Genomic DNA, 12,525 nt, shown 5'->3' with positions numbered 1-12,525 from the left:
CTGTTTTCCTGTGAAAACGAAAAGGTTACTGGAAGAAAAACCGCAATCAAGGCGTTTTCTCAATTCCAAGGGGCAGAGCTTAACAGCCGCTCTGGTTTTCGTCAACTTGAAAATCAGTCAAAACGATCATTCCGTAAGCTGACGAAAAAGGAACACAAATTAAAGGGGTCAATAAATGATTATATTTCCTTCCGGAAATTCCCCGTTCCACCCACATGGAAAATGCCCCTCGCAATACCAATAGGATTGACTTGCATAAAAACCTGGTGGATAAATATCCGCATATTCAGCTTCCATTGCCAAATGGAGAATATCCCATTGGACAGAGTCCTCAAATACTTCAGGCAGGTTATTTTCTTCTACTGTCGTTTTGATCTTCTTTTGAACTAAGTCTACTGTGTAACTTTTCATTTCATTGACAATATCGTTCCAACGATTAAATCTCTCTCGTGATCTTTCTATTAAGCGTTCACAATATTGATTTGCTGCTTCCAGAAGAAGATTTTCCCATTCAATATTTGAGCAGGATGCTATTGCTTTGTCCCAGGACGTGAGTACGGTAGCTGTTGAAACTCGGTCACTTTTCTGACCGACTTTTGAAAACCATTCTACAGATTCTAATTTATCCAGAGTGTTTTTTGTTCTGGGGTGCATCATCGCTCCTTATTTAAAATGAATAAGGACTACAGTTCCATCACATCCTTGCCCTCTGCATTCACGACTGCTTATCCTTCAGTTTACAATGTTCCACCCAGTGCTGCAGCAACGATCTGCTAGAGTAAGCCGTTTTACCTCAAACCTTCGCGAGTTTCAAACACACCTTGAGACTCGATGATCTAGTTTTGAAAAAACGAAGCCGGGGGCTTGAATTTTGAGTCGAGCTGAAACTCGAATTTCGATTCCGGCGCCTTGACTGTGGCTCCCTGAATGATCGCATGCGGCTTGAACAGGTTATAGACCGGGGGAATCTGTTCTTTCATCCCGACCCCACCTTGTGGGGAATCGGGAGGTATTGGAGACCCGTCCGGTTGCGTGATCTTCGAGAAGGTCACACCGTACTCCCCCGGAGGGCACCCCGGATTCGAATGATAGTCAGTCAAAGTAAACTTGCCTGCTTCATCGGTCAGGCCAAATCCTCCGTTCCCTTTCGTTTTACCAGTGGGATGAAATTCAACCATCGCACCGACGAGCGGTTGACCATCCATCGCCACAGATCCCGAAACAGGAATCATTTCAATGTCGGGACCGGAATTCGAACCCCCACAACCAGAAAGAGAAGCAAGCATGACCGCGAAAGGTATCGCAAACCCTCGAGTCAATTCACGCGTCGTATCTAAGCAAGCACTCATATCCATCCACCAGAGCTAGAAGAATCAGGATTGATTAAGAGAAGAAGAGTCCGCCGCTCACGGATCTCCTCGTCCGTGAGCGTGGGAACATCCCGGAAAACAAATTCCCAAATCAGAACTCACCGATCACCTGGTTGTCTTTGATACTGGAGAGATGGGTACGGGTAGTGGCATCGATGTTTTCGCTGATAAATCGCACAGCACCATCCGCGAGAAGGATCATACAACCTCCGACATGAGAACTTCCGGGCATACTGTAAGACCCCAGTACGCCGGGCTGTTCCGTCATCGGAGGAGTCCAGGAGCAACAGAGCCAGTAGTTGATTCCTCGGCCGTGGGCCAGATTGACGCCATTTCCCGCGTAGACGCTACATCCCCAGTAGTTACCAGTTCCATCCCGCACCTGACGAGTCGTTTCGCACACCATTACAGTATTACTAGTGCCATCCTTGATCTTCGAAATATCGGAATTGGAATTCTCTCCGAAGAGGGCTCTTGTGGTACTTCCTTCATTTCCCCACAACGCCCAGGGCCCTGTGCCGGAGCTGACACTGAACCCGTAGTTGGTCATGGCACTTCCCGAGACACCACAGCCGTAGTTGGGAGACACTGAATTGTAGGTCTGGTTGTTGTCATCACTCGGACAATTGAAAACGCCGATAACTTTTTTTGTCAGTTCCATATTAGCGGTAATGTCCGCAGACGCCCCCATCACTGTTCCCGAACTAGTCGAAGACCACCCACTAAACAAACTGTTGCGTTGGGCGGCGCTGAAGTTGAACTGATTGTAGAGAGCAGACTGTTCCAGATAGGGCAGCAGCAGCGTCCATCCTGATTGATTCATGATCGGATCTCCGGCCTGCGTCCAGACCATGGCATTGTTGGCACTCGAATAGGGGAACTTGGTGTGAGCGTCGTGATAATTGTGCAGAGCCAGACCAAGCTGCTTCATATTATTCTTGCAGGAGGAACGGCGAGCCGCTTCGCGCGCCTGCTGCACGGCAGGGAGCAGCAATGCGATTAAAATGGCAATGATCGCGATGACTACCAGAAGCTCAATCAGCGTGAAGCCTCGGGAGCGTCTCACAGTAGTTTTGGACCTTTCGAAATGGCAAAAGGAATTGATTTCCAATAAGTGACTCATGTTCTTGTCCTGATGTAGTAGTGAATGATATGAAGCAAGAGGGTTTTCAACGTGAAGGCTTGTCTAGAGGTCTTCAACAGGGGAGGGACAGAGCACAGTGTTCCAGCACATCGTTATGCAAAGAACGTGCCACCGGGAGTATCAAAAGGGGCGGTAAAAATCCCCAGCTCACCGGATACCGGACCTCGAGACATAACCTGTTTACTACGATTCACTTATGAGAACTACTATTTCGTCGTCTCAGAATGTTCGGACATTGAGACGTCGGACGATAACTTCGTGAGTGCCATAACTTTCTGAAGATTGCCAATTAATTTCGCACCAGAGATCACCAGGATCGCACGACGGTGAACTCGCCATTCCATCATTTCAGGAGAGAACCTGTGACAGAATCGATACTGCTGCCTGAGTGGGACCTTTACGAAAAGCATTAAAGCGGTCAGCGACTGTCTTGAAGTTTGTCAAGAAGATTGACGATTTTGATTCCACGTCTGGTTGTTTTTCATCATCGAGTTCAGGATTCTGAGAAACTTTCGCATGCAGACAGTGAGGGCCAGAAAGAGACTCGCGGTTGGCAAGTCGGGGGAGATTTAAGGAGTCTGGTCTTTTTTTAGAATCGCTGCCTCCCATTTTATCCCACCTCATACCGCGCATCAAAAAAGGGACCACCGGCTGGTGGTCCCTTCGAGGGTGCCTTGTTTTGTGTCGTGGGTGAATCAGTCCCAGTTTAATGAACCGGAACTTTGATATTCCGTCACTCTGGTTTCAAAGAAGTTTTTCTCTTTGGACAAGTCCATTGTTTCACTCATCCAGGGGAAAGGATTCGCAGAACCATACTGAGCGGGCAGGCCAATACGTTCCATACGGCGGTCAGCAATGTGCTGCACGTATTCGCGGAACAGGTCGCCATTCAATCCCAGGATTCCTGTTGGCAGACAATCCTTGGCGTACTCAATTTCCAATTCGGCAGCATACTTGATGCGATCAATAATGAGCTGCTGGAATTCAGGAGTCCAGAGTTCCGGATTTTCCTGCTTGATGCCATTGATCAAGTCGATACCGAAGTTCAAGTGAATGGTTTCGTCCCGCAGGATGTATTGAAATTGCTCGCCGATACCGGTCATCATATTACGACGATGGAATGAGAGCACCATCACAAAACCGGTATAGAAGAAGAGCCCTTCCATGATCAGATAGTAACCGATCAGGTTCTTTAAAAAGGCCTGTGCCCCTTCAAAGGTATCGGTCGTGAAATCGGGATCAAGAATCTCAGACGTCAGTTCCATTTCTAATTGATCTTTTTTCGCGATCGAAGGAACTTCGTGGTACATGTTGAAGACTTCCGACTCATTGAGCCCGAGGCTTTCCACAATATACAGAAACGTATGAGAATGCACGGCTTCTTCAAACGCCTGACGCAACAGGTACTGACGACTTTCGGCATTCGTGACATGCTTGAAAATAGCCAGCACAATATTGTTCGCCACCAGGCTCTCGGCTGTCGCAAAGAAACCCAGGTTTCGCATAATCACAAACCGTTCGCCATCACTGAGCTTGTCGGAACGCCACATCTCAATGTCTTTGGTCATTCCGACTTCGGTTGGCATCCAGTGGTTGGCACAACCATTCAGATAATGCTCCCAGGCCCAATGATACTTCAAAGGCATCAATTGATTAACGTCTACCTGAGAGCAGTTAATCAATCGCTTTTTATCTGCATTAAAACGGCCCTCTGCCGTATCTTCCAGTGGGGCATTCTTTTTTGGTGAAGCTGGGTTTGTATTAAGAATTGTCATCATAACACCTCTTTGAAATCCATTTTTTAATTTAAAGTGAGCATAATTTACAACAGGATAAAAACGGAGTGACTACTGGCACGCTTCACAGTCGCCATCCAGATTACAGCTCTCACCAGGAGTGATCAGGGTGGCTGCCTCCCGATCGACTTGAATATCACCTGAGGCACTTGCGTTTTTCATCCAGCGCGGCTGAATTCCGAATTTGTTGACGTCCACAGTGGATTTCTCAACCTGAGTGGCTGCCAAAGTTCGCAGATAATAGGTGGTCTTCAACCCGCGTTCCCAAGCCAGCATATACATATCATGTAACCTTTTGCCGGAAGGTTCTGCCAGATACAGGTTGAGTGACTGCCCCATATCAATCCATTTCTGGCGATGGGCGGCACATTCAATCGTCCACTTGGGTTCCACTTCGAATGCCGTCAGATAACGGGCCTTCAAGTCATCAGGAATACGCTCAATCTCTGTGACCGAGCCATCATAATACTTGAGGGCTTCCAGCATGTCCGCATCCCACAGGCCAAGGGCTTTCAAATCATCCACCAGTAAGAGGTTGACCTGAGTAAACTCGCCGGACAGGTTGCTCTTCACATACAGATGCTTATAGGAAGGCTCAATCGATTGAGACACACCAATGATGGTCGAAATCGTCGCCGTGGGAGCAATCGCCATCACGTTGCTGTTACGCATGCCGTTCTGTGCAATCGAATCCCGAACGACCTGCCAGTCAAGGCGGGTCTGCCGATCCACTTCAATCGGAACTCCCCGTTCTTTTTCATGCAAATCCAGCGTATCAATGGGCAGTAAGCCACGGTCCCACTTGGAACCGGCATAAGACTCATAACGACCACGTTCACCAGCCAGTTCAGAAGAAGCCAGAAGCGCGAAATACGAAATCGCTTCCATACTGGCATCAGCAAACTCCACAGCCTGCATGCTGGCATAGCTGATTCCCTGAGCCAAGAGAGCATCCTGAAAACCCATCAGGCCTAAACCAACGGGACGATGACGGGTGTTCGAATTACGGGCTTCTGCAGTGGGGTAGTAATTGATATCAATTACATTATCCAGCATTCGCATTGCAGTCCGAACGGTCTCTTCCAGCATTCTTAGATCAAGCTGACCATTAACAATATGCAGCTTCAGGTTGACTGAACCCAGGTTGCAGACAGCCGTCTCATCCCGCGAGGTATTCAACAGAATCTCAGTACACAGGTTACTGCTGTGAACAACGCCGGCATGGTCCTGAGGCGAACGCAGATTCGAAGGATCTTTCCAGGTAATCCAAGGATGACCTGTTTCAAACAGACGAGTCAACATCTTACGCCACAATTCGACGGCTGAAATACGACGGAAGAGTTTGAGCTCACCGGTTTCGGTCATCTTTTCGTATTCGGCATAACGCTGTTCGAATGCCTGACCATAAAGGTCATGTAGGTCGGGAACATCATTCGGGCTGAATAAAGTCCATTCGGCATCTTCGCGAACACGACGCATAAACAGATCAGGAATCCAGTTTGCCGTATGCATGTCATGAGTACGTCGTCGGTCATCGCCTGTGTTCTTACGCAGGTCGAGAAACTCTTCGACATCCATGTGCCATGTTTCCAGGTACGAGCAGACCGCACCTTTACGCTTGCCCCCCTGGTTGACAGCAACAGCAGTATCATTCACGACCTTCAGGAACGGAATCACACCCTGGCTTTGACCGTTGGTACCACTGATGTGCGAGTTGGTTGCCCGGATTTGAGTCCAGTCATTACCCAGCCCACCAGCCCACTTGGAAAGCTTGGCGTTGTCGGCAACACATTTGAAAATGTGGTCCAGATCGTCGTCGACTGTCGAGAGATAACAGGAGCTCAACTGAGGATGTAGTGTCGCAGAGTTAAACAAGGTCGGTGTTGCCGATGTAAATCGGAACGAGGAAAGAATGTTATAGAACTCAATCGCCCGGCCAGTTACATCACCATCTTCCTGAATCGCCAGTCCCATGGAAACACGCATCCAGAAATACTGAGGTGTTTCAATGCGGCGGCCATCAATGTGCAGCAGATAACGATCGAAAATGGCCTGCAATCCCAGATACTGGAACAGATGATCCCGCTCGGGTTTGAGAGCCAGAGCAATCCGATTCAAATCGTACTTGTGCAGATCAGGAGTCAATCGTTTGGCTTCAATTCCATCACTGAGGAACTTCGGAAAACGATCGACATACAGTTGATTCAATTCATTGACGTCAGAGGGAGCATTTCCCAGAGCGTCGTTATAGATAATTTTCAGCATCAAGCGTGAAGCAACCGTATCGTAGGCAGGATCGCGTTCAATACGGGTCCGGGCTGCCAGAATCATAGCACGATACAATTCTTCGACAGAAATACCATCGAAGATAGAACGCATGACTTCTTCCAGCAGCGCTTCAGAGGAACAGTCGCCTTCCAGTCCGCGACAGGCATCGGAAAGTCGCGCCAAAATGCGGGCTTCATCGAAGGGTGCCTTAGTCCCATCTGTCAGAATCACATGAAACCGGGGAGTCGTCGATTCGATTGCTTCAGACTCATCCGCCAGATCAGTAGAAGCTCGTAAAGCACGAAGCTTCGCACGATCTGCACGGTAGACAATATAACGACGGGCAATACGGTAGTGACCGCGCCGCATCAGCATCATCTCGACAACGTCTTGAATTTTTTCCACTTCAATACCAGCATCACTACTGGCTGCGGAAGCAATTTCATTGGCGACCGACTCGACCATTTCCGGAATTTCCATCCGAATTTCATCATCGAGTGGCTGATTGTCTGCGAGATTCAGTTCTGCGCGGAAAGCGTTAGAGATTGCACGACCGATCAACGAAGCATCAAAGGAAGCGGTTCTTCCCCCACGCTTAGTGACGATCCATTCTGTTTGCGCTCGAATCATTCGATTGCCTCCTTAAAATGGAATGCTAAAAATCCGGCTGCGTCCATGCTGACAGCAGCTTGTGGTATTCAAATAGGGATGTGGTGATACCAACATATCGTGGCACACAATAAGCTCGCACCAGAATGCCAGAAATGGCACAACAGAAAAGAAGGGAAACATAAAGAGACAGAGGTAGGCAGGCAGCATCACCTTGGTGCATAGACTGGCAACTCCCTTTGCTCTTAAGAACCCTCACGGATCTGAAATTCAATTTCTGAAACCATCTGAATGTGAGAGCTAAGGTTCGACCAAACACCTGAGAGACAGGTTTTTCGAGCAAAAAAGGATACCGCGTCCGTTCTGACTTGAGACAAAAACACGGCCCATATCTATTCAAAAAAACACTACTCCAAAGTCTGGCAAAACCAACTTTATCGTGCCTCAAAAAGAACCACTTGTATAGTGATTCGCTTGGGTCACTCACTCATAACACCCAATATAGTGTGTATATTTCAGTAGTCAATACTAAATGTTGGACATCGTCCAAAGATGTCAAGAATCATTAACGAGTCTCGACAAAACCCTATATTTGTAGAAACTACACACAAATTTCATTCAAATCCAATCCCGAGATCATGAAAAAATGCAAAAGAGTTCTTTCTCAATCCACTGACCGTCATACTTTAAAATTTCCGTTCATCTTGCGGGAACACACCAGCTTGAAACAAAGCAAAACAAGAAACGACAGGACTCTTCACCGTAACTTCACCGGAATTTTATCAGCAAAGAATACAGCGGCCAGCCCGGCTCACGTTCGATTTGAACCAGAAAAAAGTCGTCTTGCCAGACTTTGGATCAGCATCCAGGCAAACTCAAAGCGAGACACAACGGGACGTTTTTTCCAGACATTGAACTGCTGCCGCTCGATCTGATCCAGAATTTTCAGACCGCCATGAACAAACAGATCAATGTCAACCTGCAGTCGTCCAGGAAGCTGATTGACCAGCGGCAAACCATCCAGCAGAAACTGACGGGCGCGCTGCACTTCAAAGGCCATCAACCGTTGAAACGATTCATTAAACTCGTTTTCCTGTAGTTGCTCTACAGTATAGCCGAATTGCGCGCGATCCTCTGCAGGAAGATAAATACGCCCCATAGCAAAATCACGCGCCACATCCTGAAAGAAATTGGCAAGTTGCAGTCCGGTGCAAATCGAATCAGACCATGCCAGCGTCTCAGACGAAACAGAGCGGCCGAGATGCAGCACCAGCCGCCCCACTGGATTCGCGCTCTTTCGACAATACTCCTGAAGCTGCTCAAAAGACTGATACTCCGTCAGACGCTGATCCTGCTCAAAGGCCTGGATCAGATCATCAAACGCCTCTTGGGGCAGGGCAAATTCCTCAATCGTTGGCGTCAGGGCAACAAAAACGGGATGCAGACGTGCTACGGGTGTTTGCCCATCAACCACGGTGCCGGACACGGTGCCGGAAATCTTCTGGTAACAGGCTGCTAACTGTGACCGCCACCATGCCAGCAGCGCGAGTGAGGTCTCTGCTCCCGGAATTTCATCACCCAAATCATCGGCCCAGCGACAGAAGGCATACACGTTAAAAAAGTGCTGACGCAGCTCTCGTGGCAATGCCCACGACACAACGGGAAAATTCTCATAATGTCCCAGGGCGATCTTTCGGCAGTATTCCCCGGCCTGCTCCAGGTGGATTGGAGCATCCGTTCCCTCATAATAGGAAGAATCGGGCCCCCAGGCGGTCAATTCGTGCTCAAATACCGTCATTTAGCTGGAAGTTCCCAAACGTAGTGCTCCAGTTGATTAACAATCGTCCGCTAACTGGATATTCTATAGACATATGACTCAGCCGCATAATATGCCATCACCGTCATAAGACGGTTCGCAGAGTTCTGTTTCTTGCCGCCCGGCATCAGCACCGGCTTATTTGTCAGCCCAGCTTTTTTGTCAGCATACAGAGAAAAACTCCGAATCGACGGGCGCTTAAAAGATTCTGATACCAGCACACTCAGGGATACAAGCCCCGGGTCTGGAAATCAAGCGAGCAAACCCAATCCCGATGGATTCAAACTGAAAACGCTTCCTTTAGAAAAACGTAAAAATCATGGCCGTACCAAAAATTGCTATCGTGGGTCGCCCCAATGTAGGCAAAAGTTCGATTTTCAACTGGCTTGCCGGTCACCGCGTCGCCATCGTCGATCCGACAGCAGGTGTGACCCGCGATCGAGTGACGTACATGGTACACGAACAAGATCGCTACTTCGAACTGGTCGATACCGGCGGAATTGGTATCACCGACAGTGATGACCTGTCAGAAGATATCGAACGCCAGATTCAGGTAGGCATAGATGAAGCCGATCTGATTCTGTTTGTGGTTGATGGCTCCATGGGTCTTGCGCATCTGGATGAAGAAGTCGCGAATAGACTCAGGTTAGTTGAAAAGCCAAAGATCCTCTGCATTAACAAATGCGATTCGATAAAAACCGATGACGAAGCGGCCCAGTTCTTTCGTCTGACGAATTCACCCGTAGTCTTAACAAGCGTCAAAGGCAATCGGAACCGTAATGAACTGATCGAAGAGCTTCTGGAACAACTCCCCCCGGCCGAAGAGTTTGAAACAAGCGAAGGCGAATCGCTTTCTGAAGAACCGGAACTCAAAATCGCCATCGTCGGCCGCCGCAACGTCGGCAAGAGCACGTTCATTAACGCGCTTGCCGAATCGGAACGAATGATCGTCAGCGAAGTCGCCGGCACCACGCGCGACAGTGTGGATATTCGTTTTGAATTCGACGAAAAATCGTTTCTGGCCATCGATACCCCCGGCGTACGCAAACGCAAGAGCCTCGCGAATAATATCGAATTTTACGGCTTAACACGCGCCAAACGCAGTATCCGCCGTGCCAATGTGGTGCTGATGTTTTTTGATTCTCAAGAAACGGTTTCCAAAGTGGATAAACAGCTGGTTGCAGAAATTGATGAGAACTATAAGCCCTGCATCTTCGTAATCAACAAATGGGATCTGGGCCGCGAAAGTAAGATGACCTCTGAAAAATGGGACGAATATCTGACATCACAATTTCGTACCATGCGACACGCGCCCGTTGCATTCGTGACCGCCCGCGACTCACGAAACATAAAACAAGTTGTCAACCTGGCACAAGCCATTTACAAACAATCCCGCATTCGCGTTTCGACGGGCCGACTGAATAAAATCGTCCGGGCCGCCATCCAGAACAGCCAACCGCCGTATTCTAAAAACCGTCGACCAAAAATCTTCTACGCGACCCAGGTTGCGACCGAACCACCAACGATTGTTCTGAAGTGTAACGATGCAAAACTCTTTACCGAATCCTGGAAACGCTACCTCAGCGGCGTCCTGCGGGAACAACTCCCGTTCAAAGAAATTCCGATCAAAATCTATTATCGTTCGAAAGATCTCAAAGACGATAGTGGCCCAAGTCTGGACATGATCGAACACGACGATTTCCAGGAAGACTTCGAGCCAGAACGGTCATAGAGATCTAGCGATCAAAAGGGGGCAGGGTTTACGTTCATACGTCCGTTGATTCTCTCCCCTTTCATGTCGGGCTTTTATTGTTGGAACGATATCAGCGTCAGGTCAGCTACCAGTCCCTCGCTCGTTCCCCCATCTTGGAAACCAACGCCGCGTCTTCACGCCTGAACCTCTATCACGCCCTGCTGAATAAATTCATCTTGACTGCCTCACGCACTTCAAGATGCTTCACTGTCATGTGTGTCGCGCGCGAGAACACTACTGGTTCAGGTGAAGAAGTGAAACCAACCTCAAACTCACATCACATAAACCGCTTGTTTCAGAGCGATTTCTCAAACTCAAACGCTTTATTTTTATGCGGGCCGACACACATCCGCGCATTCCCAACATCGCCCAACCGACTCCCCACACCTTCTGACACTCACTCAACCACAGTCTGCACCATATCAAAATCCCATTCCTCTTGACTTCCTCACGCCTCTGAAGAAAATTTTCATCAACGAGACGAACATCACCAACACAAAATAGAAAGGTCCACCCGGATACACATCCAGGCCGAACGCAGCAAACAGGAAACCGATTGATCGACTCACAAAACCAGAACATGAATTCAACCTTAAAAAATGTAGGGGCGGAACCTATGTGTCCGCCCGCCGGGCGACCAGCGATCCCAATTCACTGCTGAAACGGAACCAGAATCAGCTCGCCCCCCTGAGCGGATCGGCGCGAGCCGCCGTTTCAAACAGCAGTAAGAAATTCCCACACCAGCGACAAACCAATCCTACCAGATACCACCAGCGGCCCCTCAGATGAACAATCCGCACCAATGGCTGAATGGAACAACGACGAATTGACAGGGAACCAGGTCACCCCGAATCAAATTCGGGGTTGGCGCAGACAACAGGAAACAGTCAGGAAAATCATCCGATTAAGCAGGGACTTTCCACTCAACAAAAACAGGAGACGATCACACGCTCACGCTTTCTTGTGCGATCACACTGTCACTTCCTGCTCACTACACTCGGCCCGAATTACATTCAGGCCCCCCCGTTCTTTTTCGTGTGTGTGTGTGTGTGTTCGTGTCTTTCGTGATAGTCATCAATCCAATGACAATCACATCATAGAACACGTTCCCGCAGACAGGGCAACGTTCCCGTGTGCCACCGCTCGGCTTGCCCGACGGTGCTGATCAAATGCAGCGAAACCATTCCAACCGTGTAGCCGTCCATCATGATCAGATCGCAACACCACCAGATAATTCAGAATGCATCCCCAGCCTGAGCGGCTCGGCGCGAGCCGCCGTTTCGAACGGTAGAGTGCCAATCAAATTCAAACCCACGGCAGTGCCATTTGTCGTCGACACCTTTCTGATTACCTTCTGCGCTCACACTGCCACTTCCTGCTCGCTACGCTCGGCCCGAATTACATTCGAGCCCACCCAACGCTTTTCGTGTGTGTTCGTGTTTTTCGTGGTAGCTATCAATCCATTTTCAATCACATGATAGAACACGATCCCACAGACAGGGTAACGTTCTCGTGTGCCACCGCTCGGCTTGCCCGACGGTGCTCGTTCGAATGCAGAGAAACCATTCCAACCGTGTAGCCGTCCATCATGATCAGATCGCAACACCACCAGTTAATTCAAAATGCATCCCCAGCCTGAGCGGCTCGGCGCGAGCCGCCGTTTCGAACGGTAGAGTGCCAATCAAATTCAAACCCACGGCAGTGCCATTTGTCGTCGACACCTTTCTGATTACCTTCTGCGCTCACACTGCCACTTCCTGCTCGCTACG

10 protein-coding genes are annotated in these 12,525 nt (G+C 49.0%); 1 reads left to right on the top strand and 9 read right to left on the bottom strand.

Going from position 1 to position 12,525, the window contains the following annotated elements:
• Positions 1-168 precede the first annotated feature (168 nt).
• The 6 genes from AAC022_RS26770 to hpnC form a co-directional block, all read right to left on the bottom strand.
• Positions 169-657 carry a hypothetical protein gene (locus AAC022_RS26770; RefSeq protein ID WP_339736333.1) on the bottom strand — a complete coding sequence of 163 codons (489 nt, stop codon included), beginning with the start codon at positions 655-657 and terminating at the stop codon, positions 169-171.
• Positions 658-836: 179 nt separating this feature from the next.
• The gene (locus AAC022_RS26765) at positions 837-1,349 is read right to left on the bottom strand and encodes a carboxypeptidase-like regulatory domain-containing protein (RefSeq protein WP_339736331.1); all 513 of its coding nucleotides are present in this window, start codon (positions 1,347-1,349) and stop codon (positions 837-839) included.
• Positions 1,350-1,461: 112 nt separating this feature from the next.
• The gene (locus tag AAC022_RS26760; protein WP_339736329.1) at positions 1,462-2,436 is read right to left on the bottom strand and encodes a DUF1559 domain-containing protein; all 975 of its coding nucleotides are present in this window, start codon (positions 2,434-2,436) and stop codon (positions 1,462-1,464) included.
• Between the two features lie 773 nt (positions 2,437-3,209).
• Positions 3,210-4,292 (bottom strand): ribonucleotide-diphosphate reductase subunit beta, encoded by a 1,083-nt coding sequence (locus AAC022_RS26755; protein WP_339736327.1) that lies wholly within the window; start codon positions 4,290-4,292, stop codon positions 3,210-3,212.
• 69 nt (positions 4,293-4,361) lie between these two features.
• Entirely contained in the window at positions 4,362-7,208 is a 2,847-nt protein-coding gene (locus AAC022_RS26750) for a ribonucleoside-diphosphate reductase subunit alpha (RefSeq protein ID WP_339736325.1), read from the bottom strand.
• A gap of 790 nt (positions 7,209-7,998) precedes the next feature.
• Positions 7,999-8,985: a squalene synthase HpnC gene (gene hpnC, locus AAC022_RS26745; RefSeq protein ID WP_339736323.1), complete on the bottom strand. Its 987-nt coding sequence runs from the start codon at positions 8,983-8,985 to the stop codon at positions 7,999-8,001.
• 337 nt (positions 8,986-9,322) lie between these two features.
• On the opposite strand from hpnC, the gene der reads away from it, so the two are divergent.
• Positions 9,323-10,735: a ribosome biogenesis GTPase Der gene (gene der / locus AAC022_RS26740; RefSeq protein WP_339736321.1), complete on the top strand. Its 1,413-nt coding sequence runs from the start codon at positions 9,323-9,325 to the stop codon at positions 10,733-10,735.
• Between the two features lie 1,231 nt (positions 10,736-11,966).
• On the opposite strand, the gene AAC022_RS26735 is transcribed toward der, so the two are convergent.
• Genes AAC022_RS26735 through AAC022_RS26725 form a run of 3 tightly spaced genes read right to left on the bottom strand, consistent with a single transcriptional unit; the run spans position 11,967 to position 12,477 of the window.
• On the bottom strand, positions 11,967-12,095 hold the full coding sequence (locus AAC022_RS26735) for a hypothetical protein (protein ID WP_339736319.1): 129 nt from the start codon (positions 12,093-12,095) through the stop codon (positions 11,967-11,969).
• 21 nt (positions 12,096-12,116) lie between these two features.
• Positions 12,117-12,362 (bottom strand): hypothetical protein, encoded by a 246-nt coding sequence (locus AAC022_RS26730; protein WP_339734130.1) that lies wholly within the window; start codon positions 12,360-12,362, stop codon positions 12,117-12,119.
• Positions 12,349-12,477 carry a hypothetical protein gene (locus AAC022_RS26725; RefSeq protein ID WP_339736317.1) on the bottom strand — a complete coding sequence of 43 codons (129 nt, stop codon included), beginning with the start codon at positions 12,475-12,477 and terminating at the stop codon, positions 12,349-12,351. Before AAC022_RS26725 ends, AAC022_RS26730 begins: the two co-directional genes overlap by 14 nt.
• Positions 12,478-12,525 lie beyond the last annotated feature (48 nt).

The sequence above is a fragment of the uncultured Gimesia sp. genome (assembly GCF_963976445.1).
In the GTDB taxonomy this organism is placed as follows: Bacteria; Planctomycetota; Planctomycetia; order Planctomycetales; family Planctomycetaceae; genus Gimesia.
This window is presented reverse-complemented; position numbering and strand designations above follow the sequence as displayed.